We start from the raw sequence: 15,582 nt of genomic DNA on the forward strand, positions 1-15,582 counted from the left end.
GAGATGACTGAAGGCGACGGAGGCGGATCGGTGTATGAATCGTTGGCCGAATCTGTACGCCGCCTCATCGATGTCACCATCCGCACCGAGGTAGACGCCCACCGGGTCGCAACGGCCAAGGCGCACATAGATCGTGCGATCGACCAGCTGAGCGACGCTCTAATACCGGGTTCTTTCGGCATCCGCGAAACTATCGACGAACAGCCTGCGGCGGCGGGCAACGTGGCGATCGGCGTACGTAATCCCGTTGCGCCCCCACTCGCTATCCATCGTGATGCTAATGGTGCCGTGTGGACCGAGATCACCCTCGGCGCGGCGTACGAGGGCCCGCCGGGTCACGTCCACGGCGGGGTATGCGCATTGATTCTCGACCATGTACTCGGCTCAACCGCCCACCAGCCGGGGCGCCCCGCATACACCGGCACGCTGACTCTGCGTTATGAGCGGGGAACGCCGCTAGGTCCGTTACGCGTGGACGCACACGTCGAGCGCATAGACGGCACAAAGACTTTCGCCAAGGGCCGTATCGCCGACAGCCAGGGCGTCACGGTCACCGCGGAAGGCGTGTTCATCTTTCCGCGTGACACGTCCTAAGCGGATGGCGCCTCGCCCGGCTCCGCCGCGCTCGCGATCGCCTTAACCGCGGGACAAGAACGCCAGCACCGTGCTTTCGAAGGCCTCCTTGGCCTCGATCATCGCCCAGTGCCCGGAGTTGGGAAAGATGTGCAGTTCCGCGTTGGGAATGGTGCGCATCGGGATGAGTGCCATGTCGGGCGGACTCACCCTGTCATCCCGACCCCATGTCAGCAGGGTGGGCACCGTCAGCTTGTGCATCATCGCCCACGGCATCGGCCGGTCGGAAGCCTTCATCGCGTCGTTCATCGCGGAAAACGCGGCCTTGCCATACATCCGGCGCGCGGCTTCGAGGGTGACTGGATCGATGGCCAGCTGCCAGCGTTCCTCGATCAGCTCCTCGGTGATCAGCGACAGGTCGTACACCATGGATTTCAGCCAGTCGACGAGCCGTTGCCGGGTGGGATCCTCGACGAACTCCTGCAGCAGCCGGATGCCCTCGCTGGGGCTCGGGCTGAAGATGTTGGTCCCGATTCCGCCGATCGTCACCAATCGCTCGACGCGGTCCGGATTCTGGGTGGCGAAGTTGATGCCGACGCCGCCGCCCATCGAGTTGCCGACGATGTGCACCCGTTGGACGTCGAGCTTGTCGAGGAAAGGCGGGACGGTGCCGAACGCGGTGATCATCGGGTGGCCGCCGAAGTCGTCGCTGACTCCGAACCCGGGGAACTCCAAGATCAGGCAGCGGAAGTGATCGGCGAACGTGGGCAGGATCCCGCGAAAGTTGCGCCACCCGGTGACGCCCGGGCCCGAGCCGTGCAGGAAAAGCAGCACCGGACCGGATTCATTGCCAGTGTCGTAGTAGCGCAAAGCGCCCTTTTTGGTGCTGATCTCACGCAGGTCTGCCGCGGTGACCTGTCCAGAAGTGTCTGCCACGGATGTCACCCTGCCATGCCGTGGCGGCGCGACCGGATGGGGTTCCGCTGAGCGGGCCGGTCAGCTTTGGTCGTGCCTCGGTTCGCTGCAATTCAGCAGCTCTTTGAGCGCTGCGGGAAACGCGTCGGCGAGATCCCATAGGTCGGGGACGAGGTCGGGGCAGGAGATGATGCCGACACCCAGACGGCCGTTGAGGGACATGACGGTGATGTTGAGGCCGGCGCCCGCGATGATCGGACCGAGCGGATACATCGCGTCGAGTCTGCAGCCCAGAAAGTAGAGCTGTTCCTGTGGGCCGGGCACATTCGACATCACCAGGTTGTGCGGCGGCTTCTCGGGCAGCGGTATCCGGGGCAGCAGCTTCATCGCCGTGCCGAACATGGTCTGTCCGGCCACTTGCGTCCAGTCCTGCAGCAGCGTGGGACCCATCGAGGCGGCGTGGTCCTTCGCGGCGGCGTTTCCCGCGGCGATGCTGCGCAATCGTTCGGCCGGGTCATCGATGTGGGTTTCGAGCCGGCACAGCATCCAGGTCGTCTGGTTGCGGCCCGGCCGATCGGATTTGCCCCGCACGGAGACCGGCACGCTGGCCACCAGCGGGCTGTCCGACAGTTGGTCGCGGTCCAACAGGAACTGGCGCAACGACCCCGCGCACAGCGCCGTCACCACGTCGTTGACGGTGACCCCGAATCTGCTTTTGACCGTTTTGACGTCCTCGAAGTCCAAGTTGGTCAAAGCGATGTTGCGGCGACGGGTGAACGAGCCGTTGAAATCGGTCGGCGGGGCCGCGAACGGGGCGGCCATGGTGTGCCCGCCGCCGCGGGCGCGAACCACGGTCTTTGCCAGCGTCGCCACGGTGGCCGGCAGCACCTTCGACACGCGCCAAGGCCGCAACATGGCCCCCACCAGCCCGGATACAGCGATTTGCAGCGGGTTCGCACCGCCGATGCGGGCGGCCGGTTCCGGCGCAGGCGCGTCCGGGTCGGTGCTGCACAACTGGGCCAGCAGGTTGGCTCCGCCGACCCCGTCGACCACGGCGTGGTGGGCCTTCAAGACGATCGACAAACCGTCTCGGCCGTGCAGGCCTTCGATCACCCATATCTCCCATAGGGGGCGGTCGCGATCGAGAGCCAGTCCGGCGATGTGACCGCAGATCTCCGCTAACTCCTTCGGGCCCCCGGGCGAGGGGAGCGCGACGCGATGCAGGTGGCGCGCCAGGTCGAAACGCTCGTCGTCCACCCACACGGGATGATCGAAATTCAGTTGGTTGTCGGCCAGCTTGAGACGGAATTCGGGCACGGCGTCGACGCGCGCCGACAACGCCTCGCGGAAGACGTCAAACGAATAGCCGCCCGGCATCGTCGCCGGGTCCAACTCCAAGACGCAGCAAACATTCAAAGGCTGCGTCGGAGATTCCAGGTACAGGAAAAACGCATCTAGCCCGCTGAGTCGCTGCATCCCCACTCGTCTCTTTTGCGCGGCTATGACCGCTGGTCACATGACCGGCGGTCAGCCCCGGCCTCTCCAGAAGGGCACGCGTGAGGGCAACCGCATTATGTTTGTGTGACTACTATCTGTAGCCGTTGGGGGACTTCCGGCAAACATCTCGTCGGTACATTTAACGAAATCGCTACCCCATGGACTTGCTGATTCGCGATATGAGCAGGTTGTCGACGGAATACCTGTTGTGGCTCCGGAAGGCGACCACGGCGGCAAGAAGCATTGCGTGCAGAAGTTGCTCACCGATCACGTTGAAGTGCTCGATCGATGTGGCTCCGAAAACCAGGACGATCATCACCAGCGCACCGGCGGCGGCGGCCACACGGGTGAACGCGCCGGCCACCAGCAAGACTCCGGTGGCCAACTCGACGAACGGCAACACGTACACGCAGGGGGAGACGAGGGCGGCGGGCAGAATCGAGGCCTTGAACTCGCCCATCATCTGGGCGTGAAAGGCACTCAGCTTCGGCATCCGGACCAAACCGTGCCCGAACAGGCTGGTCCCGATGGTCACCCGAAGCAGCAGGTACGCCACGGCGCGATCGGTCTCGACAGGGGACCCCCGCATCATCGTCCGGAGGGCTGGCGGGCCATGGTCGATTCGGGAGCGGTCCAGTCGGTCGATACCTTGCGGTGCTTGATCAGCCACGCGTCACCGACGGGAATCAGGGTGTCGCGATACCGGCCGCAGTGATCGAGCCCGATGTTGGTGATCACGGTGAAGTACGAGGCGACCTGAGCCTGATCGGGTGCCACCTCGCCGAACGACACGTTCGCGACGTTGTGGCGGACGAGCGGTTTGACCGGGACATTCTTGGCGGCGTCGTCCGACACCTTTCCGGTGACGCCACTGAGGAACGTCACGATCTCTGACCTTCCGTGCAGCGGCTCGAATCCGCGAATCTCGAGAACACCGTCGGTGCAGAACGTCTCCGCGAGTCCGTCGAGCCTGCCGGCGTCACCGGACCAGTTGTACCGCGCCAAGGTGTCCCGTATTCGCTCGCGGGCGACCAACTCCCACATCTCCACCGTCGTGTCTCCTCGCCCGCACCGTCGTGCGCCCTGCGCGGCGGCGGTTTGTTGTGTTGGATTAACAGCGTAAGCACGTGCGTGCCCGCATTCGGATGCGGCCGCGAGGCAGGGGGACGGTCATTACACCAAGAGATCTCAAACGCAACGTCGGCGCCGACATCGAAGTCGAGGTCGACGAGGCGACCGAGCTGGAGTTCCAGGTCGCCGTGGCCCGGTCGCCGGGGCTTGATGTCAGCGAGTCGTTGGCAATCACGTTTAACGGCAAGGCGATTGAGCCTCGCGAAATCATCGGGGAGCACGGCACACGGATCCATACGGTGCGGGCGGACAGGGGGATTGTGAGCCTGTCCTACTCGGCGACTGTAGTAGGCCAAGCCGATCCCGCGCCGGTGCGCGACATCGACCTGATCACCTATCTTCGTCCGAGCCGATACGCCGAGGCTGACAAATTCTTCGGCTTTGCCGCCACCGAGTTCGAGCGGTATGGAGCCTCGCTGACGTTGCTGGAAAAAGTGTCGTCGTGGGTGGGTACTCGCCTGAATTACGTTCCGGGATCGAGTGATCCGATCGACGGGGCCACGGACACCTTGTTGGCGGGTGCGGGCGTGTGCCGTGACTATGCCCACTTGGTGGTCGCCCTGCTGCGCGCGCTCTACGTGCCCGCCCGCCTGGCGGCCGTCTATGCGCCAGGCTGCGCTCCGATGGATTTTCACGCGGTGGCCGAGGCGTTCGTCGACGGGGTGTGGCGCGTAGTCGACGCGACCTGCCTGGCGCCGCGGCAGTCGATGGTGCGCATCGCCACCGGCCGAGATGCCGCCGACACGGCGTTCCTCGACAACCATCACGGCGCTGTCACATTGCAGAGCGCCATCGTCACGGCGGTGGTCGACGGCGACCTGCCCCGGGATTCCGTGGATCAGCTGGTGAGTCTGCGGTAGGCGCTCCGGTCTCGGCTTGTCGATGTGGCGAGCGCTACTCGCCGGCCGTGTTTGTCGACGCCACTGTTCGGGAAATATTCGGAGCGAGCGGACGACGCTGCTCGACGCGCCGAGCGCGCGACACACGACACCAAGGAGGACGTATGTCGGACAAGAGCGGTCCCCAAGAAGCCATCGAGGGCATCGTCGAGGGAGTGAAGGGCAAGGCGAAGGAGGTCGCCGGTGCGGTAACCGGGCGTGACGACCTGGAGCGCGAGGGTCAGGCGCAGCAGGACAAGGGCGACGCGCAACGGGACGCCGCCAAAAAGGAGGCCGAGGCCGAAAGCGCCCGAAAAGCCGCCGACGTCAACGAGGCTCGCCAAAAGGCCGAGCAATAGCGAGCGCGCAACGGTGGCCCGGTTTCCGTCTGGGACCGGGCCACCGCCTTCGTTTCGACACGTGGCGGGAATGAATTGGCGTGCCGGGCTGTAGAACAACGCATGAAACTCAACGATGCCGCGCGCGACCTCATCGGCAGGGGTGCCGACGCCACCCTCGTCACCCTCAATCCCGACGGCAGCCCCCAGGTAAGCGTGGTCTGGGCCGCTCTGCAATCAACACCAAATGGCGACGAACTCGTCACCGCGCACCTCAGCGAACACAAGAAGGTTCGCAACGTCCGGAACGATCCCCGGGTTGCCGTGACGATCCTGTCTCTCGACGGCGCCGGCGCCATGCGGCCCTACCTGTCCGTCACCGGAACGGCGCGGATCGTCGAGGGCGGCGCACCCGAGCTGCTCAAGGAGCTCAACCCGGTTCTCGGAGACCCGGCCTTGAAATTCCCGCCGGACGGCGCGCCGCCCGGATTTCTGACCCGCATCCGCATCGACAAGGTCGGCGGCGTGGGCCCCTGGGCATCCTGACGGTGACCCTGTGATTTCATCCTTCCGCTACCGGGCGTAGCGCAATAAAGTGATTGGGTGACGACCGGCGAAACCAGCAGGCATCTGCGCACGTGCCCATTGTGTGAAGCCATGTGCGGCTTAGAGATTCGCGTTGAAGGCGGCCCCGACAGCGGCAGAGTCACCAGCATCCGCGGCAACCGGGACGATGTGTGGAGCCGCGGTCACCTGTGCCCGAAGGGCGTGTCGCTAGGGGCGGTCCACCACGATCCGGACCGTATTCGCCACCCCATGATCAAGGTCGACGGGCACTGGCAGGAGGTCACCTGGGACGCGGCGTTTCGCCGCTGCACCGAATTACTGACGCCGGTGATCGAAAATTACGGCATCGGTGCGGTCACCGCCTACACCGGCAACCCGCTGGCACATTCGTTTTCGCTGGCCCGCTACGCGGGCGTGCTGATGGGCATGTCCGGAATGCCGATCACGTACTCGCCAGGCACCGTCGACCAGTGGCCCAAAAACCTCTCCTCGCATCTGATGTACGGACTGTGGTGGAACTTTCCGGTGCCCGACATCGAACGCACCGATCTGCTGGTCATCATGGGCGCCAACCCCGCCGCGTCCCAGGGTTCACTGTTGGCCGCACCGGACGTGATGGGCCTGATCGAGGCAATCCGCAAACGGGGCAAGGTGATCGTGATCGACCCCGTGCGCACCCAGACGGCCGCTCGGGCCGACGAATGGCTGCCGATTGTGCCGGGCACCGACGCGGCACTGCTGCTGGCCGTCGCGCACACCCTCTTCGCTGAAGACCTCGTCAACCCGGGACCTGACGTCGACGGGGTCGACACCATGCGCAGGGTCGCGGCGGACTGGCCGCCGGAGCGCGTCAGCGACGTCACCGGCATCGACGAGGACACCATCAGGAGGCTGGCACGTGAGCTCGCCGGGACCGAGAGGTCCGTGGTCTACGGCCGAATCGGGTTGTGCAATCAGGAGTTCGGTAGCCTGGCCAGCTGGCTGGTCGACGTAATCAACATCCTGACAGGCCATTTCGACGTCCCGGGCGGGGCGATGTTCCCGCGGCCGGCGGCCTGGTCGATCACCACCCAGCCGCTGCCCGGTCTGGAGGGCGGACTCGCTGACTTCGGCCGCTGGCACACCCGGGTGCGCGGGGCGAAAGAGGTTCTGGGGCAAGCGCCGGTGTCGTGTATGGCCGAGGAGATCGCCACGCCGGGTGAGGGCCAGCTGAAGGCACTGATCACGGTCGCGGGTAATCCGGTCCTGTCCACCCCTGGCGGCGACCGGCTCGACGAGGTTCTGCCGACGCTGGAAGCGATGATCTCCATTGATCTTTGGCTCAACGAGACGACGCGGCACGCCGACGTCATCCTGCCGGGGTTGTCGCCGCTCGAACAGCCGCACCACGACGACCTGATCCTGCTGTTCGCGATCCGCAGCATCGCGAATTATTCGGCGCCGGTGTTCGATCCTGGCGATCGCCCCCACGAGTGGGAAATCCTGATCCGGCTGACCGGCCTGTGCACCGGCACGCCCGCCGAGGACGTCGATGTCGCGGCGATCGACGACGGCTTCTTCGATTATCTGGCGTTCACCCGGGGCGTCGACGGCGCCGAGATCCGCAAGCTCTACGACCGGGGTGGTCCCGAGCGGATGCTGGACCTCACCTTGCGAACAGGGCCGTTCGGGGACCAGTACGGCAAGAATCCGGGCGGGCTGACCCTGGACATGCTCAAGGCGAACCCGAATGGAATCGACTTCGGCCCCATGGTGTCGCAGCTGCCCGACCTCCTCGGCACGCCCGACAAGAAGATCAGGCTGGCTCCGCAATACCTGCTCGACGACCTACCGCGGCTGGCCGCGCGCCTGGAACGGCCGCCCGAATCGCTGGTCCTGGTGAGCCGCAGACACTTGCGTTCGAACAACACCTGGCTGCATAACGTGCCCGCGTTGATGAGGGGCAGGGATCGTTGCACGCTGCTGATCCATCCCGACGATGCGGCCCGCCTCGGCATCTCGGACAGCGACGTCGTCACGGTGAAATCGGAGGCCGGCGAGATCATGGTGCCCATCGAGGTCACCGACGCGATCAAGCCCGGCGTGGTGTCGATGCCGCACGGCTGGGGACATGACAAGTCCGGGACCCGGATGTCGGTGGCCAACAAGTCTCCCGGCGCAAACACCAACGTGCTGTCGCCGCCGACGTTCGTCGACGAGCCCTCCGGCAACGGCGCGCTCAACGGCATCCCGGTCACGATCAGTTGAAGCCGTACGGACGGGAAGGACCGACCATGTCAACCGAACGTCCGAAACGCGATCGGCGCATGCCCCAGCTCATTCCCCATCGGCTGGTACGCGACAGACAGATCCACCACCCGGCCGTGCTGGAAGACGCGAAGAGGCGAAGCGAACGAGTGCATCTGAGATTGGCAGACCGCATCACCGCGTTCGCGGGCTCGATGAACTTCGTTTGGATTCATGTCATCTGGTTCACGGTGTGGATCGCGATGTTGGAGACTTACCCGTGGCCGATCCTGGCCCTGGTCGTTTCGCTCGAGGCGATTTTCCTGTCGACGTTCGTCATGATTGGCCAAAACCGCCAGGCGGCCTTCCAGCAGGCCAAAGCCGATCACGACTTCGAGTCTCAGGAGCTGGAGCTGAAAACCAACACCGAATTGACGCGGCAAATCCAGCTTCTCACAGAGGAATTGCACCGCCGCTTCATCGGCGGCTCCGCTTAGAGGCAGCCGCTGACACTGACCCGCCGGCCGACATTGGCGCACACGTTGACATTCGGCGGCGGGGGTGGCGGAGGCGGATAGTCCTCCGGCAAGGGGGCGTATGCGCCCGGCGGCGGGGCGTAGGGTGCGACCGCGTCGGCGACGTTGGTGCAACCGCTCACCGAAACGCGACGCCCGGCGTTGACGCACACATCGGCCAGCGTCGTTCCGGAAGGCTGTGTCAGGGCGATCATTTCGGGAACGGCGGTAAGCGCCATCGCCGCGATCGCCACTGCGGCCGCGGGTCGTTTCCACGGAATCATGGGATCTCCTCACCACGACAGAGGTATTTGCTGACACTACAGCGGTTGGCGGCCCAGCACCGCAGAAAAATTGAATCCGAAGGCATCTGTGCCTCTTGCGATGAAGACGAGCCCGGCTGTGTTCTAGTTCACCTTTCTCGCAACGCGATGAACTTTTTACGGGGCTCCCGTCGTCGCCACGGGCATGACCGTTACAACGTATTCCACATCCCAGCGCCGTGGTGGCCGGCAAGGCTGCGGTGCTCCGCAGATCGCAGGCACCGCGGTCGCATTCACGCAGCACCGGTACAACCAAGACGAAGTCGCTCGCGAACTCACCGAGTTCACCGATCCGGCTTTCCTGCGGTTCGCGCAGACGACCGGGGTCGACCACCGCAGTCTCGCGTTGCCGCTGTCGCGCTACCCGCAGCTGAGTGGCTTCACCGAAGCGAACAACGCCTACCTCGAGGTCGCCGTTGACCTCGGTGAACAGGCCGTGCGTTCGGCACTTTCCGAGGCCGGCGTGCAACCGCATGAGGTGGACGCCATCGTCATGGTCTCGAGCACCGGGATAGCCGTGCCGACCATCGACGCGCGGCTGATGACGCGACTCGGCCTGCGGCCCGACATCAAGCGCGTTCCGCTGTTCGGGCTGGGGTGTGTGGCCGGGGCTGCCGGCATGGCGCGAGTCTACGATTACCTACGCGGCTACCCGGAGCACGTCGCGGTGCTGCTGTCCGTCGAATTATGTTCTCTCACACTGCAACGCGACGACACCTCGATCCCCGCTCTCATCGGTGTGTCGTTGTTCGGAGACGGTGCCGCCGCCGTAGTCGTCAGTGGCGCGGATCGAATTGTGCGGAGCCGCAACGGCAACCAAGGCCCGCGGGTGCTGGCGACGCGTAGCCGGGTCGTCCCGGAAACCGTCGACGTCATGGGGTGGAACGTCAGCTCCAGCGGCTTTCAGCTGGTGATGTCGCGCGACGTCCCGAAGATGGCCGACGAGTACCTGCGCGCAGAAGTCGACGGTTTCCTGGCCGACCACGGCCTGTCCGTCGCGGACATCTCGACGTGGGTATGTCATCCCGGCGGTCCGAAAGTGCTGGACTCGATCGAGGATGCGATTGATTTGCCACCGGAAGCGTTGGCCCACAGCCGCGAATCCATGCGGGAGAACGGCAACATCTCCTCGGCGTCCGTTCTTGACGTGCTGCGCCGCACGGTTGCCGAGCCGCCCGCCGAAGGCGCCGTCGGGGTAATGCTGGCGATGGGACCGGGCTTCAGCTTCGAGCTGTTGCTGCTGCAGTGGTGAGCGGGGGATAGGCATGTACTACTACCTGTTCATCCTGGCCATCGGTGCCGAGCGTCTGGTCGAGCTGGCGGTCGCGCAGCGAAACGCGAAGTGGTCAATGGCTCACGGCGGCAAGGAGTTCGGCCGCGATCATTACCCGGCGATGGTCAGCATGCACGCCCTGCTGCTGGTTTCCTGCGTCGTGGAGACCTGGGCCCTGGGCCGGCCGTTCATCGCATGGCTGGGCTGGCCGATGCTCGCCGTCGTGGCGTTCAGCACCTTCGTTCGTTGGCGGTGCGTCAGCGTTCTCGGAAAGCGCTGGAACCCAAGGCTTATCGTGATCCCGGATGCACCGTTGGTATCCGACGGGATGTATCGATGGGTGCGTCACCCCAACTACACCGCGGTGGCGGCGGAGGTGGCTGCGCTCCCGCTGGTTCATTCGGCGTGGCTGACGGCGATCGTGTTCACCATCGCCAACGCCGTGGTGCTCAACGTCCGGATTCGTGCGGAGAATGCGGCGTTGGGTTACGCCTGAGCACTCAGGGGGCGATAGGCCGATTCGTCCACTCGCGGTCGGGCCGGCGCGACGAGCGGAACCATCCACCCGCCGCGCCGGTGCCGCCGTCGGTCGGGATGGTGTGGCCGGTGACGAAAGCCGACATGTCAGACGCCAGGAACAGGATCGCGTTGGCCTGATCCTCGGCCAGTCCCATCCGCCCGACCGGCACCCATTGCGGCCACTGCCCCTGCTCGTCGGCCGACAGCCATTGCGAGTAGGGCACCTGAAGCGATTCGGTGACATCGGGTGCGATCGCGTTGACCCGCACCCCGTGGCCGCCGACCTGCACCGCGAGGCTGCGCGTGAACGCAATGACGGCGGCCTTGAATGCGGCATAGACGGGATCCTCGGGGTATCCGCGCAGGCCCTCGACGGAGGAGACGTTGACAATCGCACCAGCGCGTTGGTCCACCATTGCCGGCAGGAACGCACGGGTGACGACGAAGACGTGATGCAGGTTGATCCGGTACAGCTCGTCCCATAGTTCCGGCTCGGTGTCGACGAAGTTTCCCGGGTGGCGCAGCCAGTGCCCCACGTTGTTGACCAGCACATCGACCCGGCCGAATTGATCCAGCACGGATCGCGCCAGCTTGGCGACCGCGTCCGCGTCGCGGACGTCGGTAACGACGCCCTGGGCTGATCCGCCCGCAGCCGTGATCTCGGCTGTCACCTGTTCGGTGCGTTCGGTGTCTATGTCGGCGATAACCACGTGCGCGCCGTGCCGGGAAAGCAGCCGCGCGGTTGCCGCGCCGATGCCGCCACCGCCTCCTGTGACGACCGCCACTCGGCCGGCCAGCAGTAGTTCGGGATCCGTTGCTTCGTTCATCGTTTACATTTTGGGTCACCGGGCGACGCGAGAAATCCCCGGTATCGGCGAAATTCGGTCCCAATCGCGACGGTACGACTGACAACGGCATTAGTGATACCCGTCTCCCCCCATCGCAAACAGTGAGGGACCCGACATTTGCTGCGCTTTAACTCGTCGTTTTTTGTCCGGTAGGACGGGGTATTAAGACGACCTAGGAGTTGATGGAAATGGCCAGCACTACCGGTCCGCTTCGCGTATTGCCGAGCGCGGCGACAACGAAGCGAATTCACCATCGCCATAGTCCGCAGTCGATTGCGGTATCGCTCGCCAGTCGGTTAATCGTGAAAAACGCAGTGCGGGCCTGGGCCATGACATCGAATTTGCACTGGCCATTTGATTACGTGGACGGTTTTGCGGGTTTGATGCCGAGGTTTGGCGCCCCGGTGGAAACCGAGTCGGTACAACTAGAGAACTGCGCTGCCGAATGGGTCCGCGCTCCCGGCGTATCGACGCAGCGCGCGATCCTGTTTCTCCATGGCGGCGCTTTCCTCACCTGCGGTCTCAACACCCACCGCTCGCTGGTGGCCCGTCTGTCGGAGGCGGCCGATGCCCCGGTGCTTGCAGTCGGATACCGCAAGCTTCCGTCGCACCAGATAACCGACGCGATCGACGACGGAATCAGCGGGTTGCGCTGGCTGCAGGACCACGGTTTCGACGGCGACAAGGTCGTTGTCGCCGGCGACTCGGCCGGGGGATACCTGGCCTTCATGACCACCCTGCTGGCCATTCGCAGCCACATCATGAAGCCGGCCGGGGTCGCGGCGATCTCGCCATTCACCGACGCGGACCCGGCGCGAAAGCTCAGCCACCGCAACGCGCGTAAGTGCTCCATGTTCACGCGGCGGGCGTTCTCGATGTTCGCCCAGTACCTGAGCCAGGCGCAGGTTTTGCAAGGCCAGGACGACGATGTGGTTGCCTCGCCGGTAGACGCCGATCTGTCCTCGTTGCCACCGGTCACCATTCACGCGAGCTCCGATGAGTTGTTGCTGGCGGACGCCGAACTCATGGCCAAGCGTCTGGAAGGCAGCGGAATCCGCTGCGATCTGCACCTTTGGGACGGGCAGATCCACGACTTCCCGTTGGCCGCCGACATCTTGCCCGAGGGCAGGCGGGCCCTCAAATACGTCGGCGACTTCGTCAAGGACGTCACCACCGTGCGTGACGGTCTTCCCAGCGCCCGTAGCCTGCGGCGCGCAGCCGTGGCCGGTTAGTACGTCACGAAACCGCTTGCACCACTTAGCATTCGACAGCGACCTGCCCTCAGCCTTCCTGCTCGGGTTTCTCGAGTTCGGGTTCTGCGAGCACCGTTTGCCGCTGCTCCCGCCAGTCGAAACCCGTCGTTTCCAGCGGCATACCGCTGCCGCGACCACCCTCACGCGGAGTGTCGGCGTCGGCGACGGGGACTTCGCTGGGGGAATTCGGCGTCGCTGTGAAACATCCCTCGACGGTTACCCGAGTGCTTTGCGGTGAATAACGGACCAAGACGACTCGACCGCCCAACCCGATCACGTCTCGGCCGATACAGTTGGATTCGATGAGCCGATCAGTCCCACCCGCGTTGACCGTGCGGTACGAGGGATCCGAGCGCACTTTCGCGGCGGGCAACGATGTGGTGATCGGACGTGATCTGCGCGCTGATCTCCGCGTCGCGCACCCGCTGATCTCCCGCACGCACCTGATAGTGCGATTTGACCAGGGTCGATGGCTGGCCATCGACAACGGCAGCCTCAACGGGCTGTACGTCAACAACCGTCGCGTCTCGATGGTCGACATCCAGGACGGCCTGCGGGTCAACATCGGTAACCCGGACGGACCGGCGCTGACCTTCGAGGTCGGCCGTCACCAAGGCTCGGCCGGTATGCCCCCGCCGACGACGTCGATACCGATCCTCAACACGCCCAATGGACCGGTTGCGTGGGTGCCGCAGGGCCAGGCGTCCGGCCCGCAGTGGCCCGCTCAGCCGCAGCAGTCACCCTCGGCTCAGCAGGCGCCCTCGGTGTCGTTCCGCCACCCGGTCCATCCCCCGACCGCCCCGCCGACGGAGGGCCCGCCCAGCGGCCCGGTACCGATCCAGCAGTCGGGGCCGGAGCCGCGATACCCGACCGGTAGCCAGCACGTAGGTCCGCCCAGCGGGCCGCAATCGGCACCGCAGATTTACCGGGCGCCGCCCATGCATGTGCCGCCGGCCGCCACCGTGCCACCGGCGACCGCGGCGGAGCCGGCCGCCCTCGAGACGGGCCGGGTCGGCGGTGACTCGTCGATCATCGCGACCTCGATGATGAAGATCCTGCGGCCCGGCAAGGCCCTGGAGTCGACACCCGGCGCGATAAAAATCGGCCGGGCGAACGACAACGACATCGTCATCCCCGAAGTCCTGGCGTCACGCCACCACGCCACCCTGCTCACGTCGCCCTCGGGCACGGAGATCCACGACAACCGCAGCATCAACGGCACCTTCGTCAACGGCGTCCGGGTCGATTCGGCTGTCCTGCACGACGGCGACGTGGTCACCATCGGCAACATCGACCTGGTCTTCCACGGCGGCAACCTGGCCCGCCGCGACCAGACCGCGACCGCGACGCGCAGCGGCGGCCTCGATGCGCGCGGGGTGACCTGGACGATCGAGAACAACAAAACGCTGCTGGACAACATCTCGCTGACCGCCCCGCCCGGCACGCTGACGGCCATCATCGGGCCTTCCGGCGCCGGCAAGTCGACCTTCGCCCGGCTGGTCGCCGGGTACACGCACCCGACGACGGGGACCGTGTCGTTCGAAGGCCACAACATCCATGCCGAGTACGCCTCGTTGCGCAGCAGGATCGGGATGGTGCCGCAGGACGATGTGGTGCACGGGCAGCTGACGGTGCATCAGGCGTTGATGTACGCCGCGGAGCTGCGGCTGCCGCCGGACACCACGAAGGCCGACCGCGCCCAGGTGGTGGCGCGGGTCCTCGAAGAACTCGAGATGACCCAGCATCTGCACACTCGGGTGGACAAGCTGTCCGGTGGTCAGCGCAAGCGCGCGTCGGTGGCGCTCGAGCTGCTCACCGGGCCGTCGCTGCTGATCCTGGACGAGCCGACCTCAGGCTTGGACCCGGCGCTGGACCGGCAGGTGATGACCATGCTGCGGCAGCTGGCCGACGCCGGTCGTGTGGTCCTGGTGGTCACCCACTCGCTCACTTACCTGGACGTCTGCGACCAGGTGTTACTGCTGGCCCCCGGCGGCAAGACCGCGTTCTGCGGGCCACCCAGCCAGATCGGTCCCGCCATGGGCACCACCAACTGGGCCGACATCTTCAGCACCGTCGCCAACGATCCCGACGGGTCCCGCGAGCGCTACCTGGCCCGAACGGGCCCGCCACCCGCTCCGCCGCCCGCCGAGAAACCCGCCGAGCTGGGCGATCCCTCGCATACCAGCCTGGTCCGGCAGTTCTCCACGATCGCCCGGCGCCAAATGCGGCTGATCGTCTCCGACCGCGGCTATTTCGTCTTCCTCGCGCTGCTGCCGTTCATCATGGGGTCGTTGTCCATGTCGGTGCCCGGCGATGTCGGCTTCGGGATACCGAACCCGCTGGGCGCCGCGCCCAACGAGCCCGGGCAGATCCTGGTGCTGCTCAACGTCGGCGCGGTGTTCATGGGCACCGCCCTGACCATCCGCGACCTCATCGGTGAGCGCGCAATCTTCCTCCGCGAGCAGGCGGTCGGGTTGTCCACGACGGCGTACCTACTGGCCAAGGTCTGCGTGTACACGGTCTTCGCGATCGTCCAGTCGGCGATCGTCACCATCATCGCGGTGCTCGGCAAGGGCGCCCCGACCCAGGGTGCGGTGGCGCTGGGCAAGCCGGGTCTGGAGCTGTTCGCCGACGTCGCGCTGACGTGTGTCGCCTCGGCCATGCTCGGGCTGGCCCTGTCGGCCGTCGCCAAGTCCAACGAGCAGATCATGCCGCTGCTGGTGGTG

The 15,582-nt window shown here is 65.5% G+C and carries 17 protein-coding genes; 10 read left to right on the plus strand and 7 right to left on the minus strand.

The annotated features are described in order from the left end of the window. The first annotated feature begins 3 nt into the window (after positions 1-3). Positions 4-594 (plus strand): PaaI family thioesterase, encoded by a 591-nt coding sequence (locus JOZ00_RS04180; RefSeq protein WP_293340044.1) that lies wholly within the window; start codon positions 4-6, stop codon positions 592-594. A 42-nt stretch (positions 595-636) separates the two neighbouring features. Here the strand turns inward: JOZ00_RS04180 and JOZ00_RS04185 are convergent, their stop codons facing one another. The 4 genes from JOZ00_RS04185 to JOZ00_RS04200 all read right to left on the minus strand — a co-directional run bounded on the left by JOZ00_RS04185 (position 637) and on the right by JOZ00_RS04200 (position 4,035). After that, on the minus strand, positions 637-1,509 hold the full coding sequence (locus JOZ00_RS04185) for an alpha/beta fold hydrolase (protein ID WP_293340047.1): 873 nt from the start codon (positions 1,507-1,509) through the stop codon (positions 637-639). Between the two features lie 60 nt (positions 1,510-1,569). After that, positions 1,570-2,964, minus strand: a complete 1,395-nt coding sequence (locus JOZ00_RS04190) for a wax ester/triacylglycerol synthase family O-acyltransferase (RefSeq protein WP_293340050.1) — start codon at positions 2,962-2,964, stop codon at positions 1,570-1,572. A 172-nt stretch (positions 2,965-3,136) separates the two neighbouring features. Then, positions 3,137-3,541 carry a DoxX family protein gene (locus JOZ00_RS04195; protein ID WP_293340053.1) on the minus strand — a complete coding sequence of 135 codons (405 nt, stop codon included), beginning with the start codon at positions 3,539-3,541 and terminating at the stop codon, positions 3,137-3,139. A gap of 32 nt (positions 3,542-3,573) precedes the next feature. Further along, positions 3,574-4,035 (minus strand): nuclear transport factor 2 family protein, encoded by a 462-nt coding sequence (locus JOZ00_RS04200; RefSeq protein ID WP_293340056.1) that lies wholly within the window; start codon positions 4,033-4,035, stop codon positions 3,574-3,576. A gap of 95 nt (positions 4,036-4,130) precedes the next feature. On the opposite strand from JOZ00_RS04200, the gene JOZ00_RS04205 reads away from it, so the two are divergent. The 5 genes from JOZ00_RS04205 to JOZ00_RS04225 all read left to right on the plus strand — a co-directional run bounded on the left by JOZ00_RS04205 (position 4,131) and on the right by JOZ00_RS04225 (position 8,622). Next, complete coding sequence (locus tag JOZ00_RS04205; RefSeq protein WP_293340090.1) at positions 4,131-4,976, plus strand: transglutaminase family protein; 846 nt, start codon at positions 4,131-4,133, stop codon at positions 4,974-4,976. A gap of 143 nt (positions 4,977-5,119) precedes the next feature. Further along, entirely contained in the window at positions 5,120-5,353 is a 234-nt protein-coding gene (locus JOZ00_RS04210) for a CsbD family protein (protein ID WP_293340059.1), read from the plus strand. 102 nt (positions 5,354-5,455) lie between these two features. After that, complete coding sequence (locus tag JOZ00_RS04215; RefSeq protein ID WP_293340062.1) at positions 5,456-5,878, plus strand: PPOX class F420-dependent oxidoreductase; 423 nt, start codon at positions 5,456-5,458, stop codon at positions 5,876-5,878. A gap of 57 nt (positions 5,879-5,935) precedes the next feature. Beyond that, positions 5,936-8,146 carry a molybdopterin-dependent oxidoreductase gene (locus tag JOZ00_RS04220; RefSeq protein ID WP_293340065.1) on the plus strand — a complete coding sequence of 737 codons (2,211 nt, stop codon included), beginning with the start codon at positions 5,936-5,938 and terminating at the stop codon, positions 8,144-8,146. 26 nt (positions 8,147-8,172) lie between these two features. Continuing rightward, on the plus strand, positions 8,173-8,622 hold the full coding sequence (locus JOZ00_RS04225; protein ID WP_293340068.1) for a DUF1003 domain-containing protein: 450 nt from the start codon (positions 8,173-8,175) through the stop codon (positions 8,620-8,622). Here JOZ00_RS04225 and JOZ00_RS04230 read toward each other — a convergent pair. After that, positions 8,619-8,924: a hypothetical protein gene (locus JOZ00_RS04230; protein WP_293340070.1), complete on the minus strand. Its 306-nt coding sequence runs from the start codon at positions 8,922-8,924 to the stop codon at positions 8,619-8,621. The two genes, JOZ00_RS04225 and JOZ00_RS04230, sit on opposite strands and share 4 nt — an antisense overlap. Positions 8,925-9,108: 184 nt before the next feature. Here JOZ00_RS04230 and JOZ00_RS04235 point away from each other — a divergent pair, with 184 nt between their 5' ends. Both JOZ00_RS04235 and JOZ00_RS04240 read left to right on the plus strand, forming a co-directional pair. Beyond that, positions 9,109-10,215 (plus strand): 3-oxoacyl-[acyl-carrier-protein] synthase III C-terminal domain-containing protein, encoded by a 1,107-nt coding sequence (locus JOZ00_RS04235; protein ID WP_293340073.1) that lies wholly within the window; start codon positions 9,109-9,111, stop codon positions 10,213-10,215. A 13-nt stretch (positions 10,216-10,228) separates the two neighbouring features. Then, the gene (locus tag JOZ00_RS04240) at positions 10,229-10,732 is read left to right on the plus strand and encodes an isoprenylcysteine carboxyl methyltransferase family protein (protein WP_293340075.1); all 504 of its coding nucleotides are present in this window, start codon (positions 10,229-10,231) and stop codon (positions 10,730-10,732) included. 4 nt (positions 10,733-10,736) lie between these two features. On the opposite strand, the gene JOZ00_RS04245 is transcribed toward JOZ00_RS04240, so the two are convergent. After that, positions 10,737-11,582: an SDR family oxidoreductase gene (locus tag JOZ00_RS04245; protein ID WP_293340078.1), complete on the minus strand. Its 846-nt coding sequence runs from the start codon at positions 11,580-11,582 to the stop codon at positions 10,737-10,739. A 209-nt stretch (positions 11,583-11,791) separates the two neighbouring features. Between JOZ00_RS04245 and JOZ00_RS04250 the strand changes: the two genes are divergently transcribed. Further along, entirely contained in the window at positions 11,792-12,835 is a 1,044-nt protein-coding gene (locus JOZ00_RS04250; RefSeq protein ID WP_293340081.1) for an alpha/beta hydrolase, read from the plus strand. Positions 12,836-12,884: 49 nt separating this feature from the next. On the opposite strand, the gene JOZ00_RS04255 is transcribed toward JOZ00_RS04250, so the two are convergent. After that, positions 12,885-13,133 carry a hypothetical protein gene (locus tag JOZ00_RS04255; protein ID WP_293340084.1) on the minus strand — a complete coding sequence of 83 codons (249 nt, stop codon included), beginning with the start codon at positions 13,131-13,133 and terminating at the stop codon, positions 12,885-12,887. 25 nt (positions 13,134-13,158) lie between these two features. Between JOZ00_RS04255 and JOZ00_RS04260 the strand changes: the two genes are divergently transcribed. Next, positions 13,159-15,582 (plus strand): ATP-binding cassette domain-containing protein (locus tag JOZ00_RS04260; protein ID WP_293340087.1); only part of this gene is annotated, 2,424 nt, incomplete at its 3' end.

The sequence above is a fragment of the Mycobacterium sp. genome, assembly GCF_019243155.1.
Lineage (GTDB): Bacteria > Actinomycetota > Actinomycetes > Mycobacteriales > Mycobacteriaceae > Mycobacterium.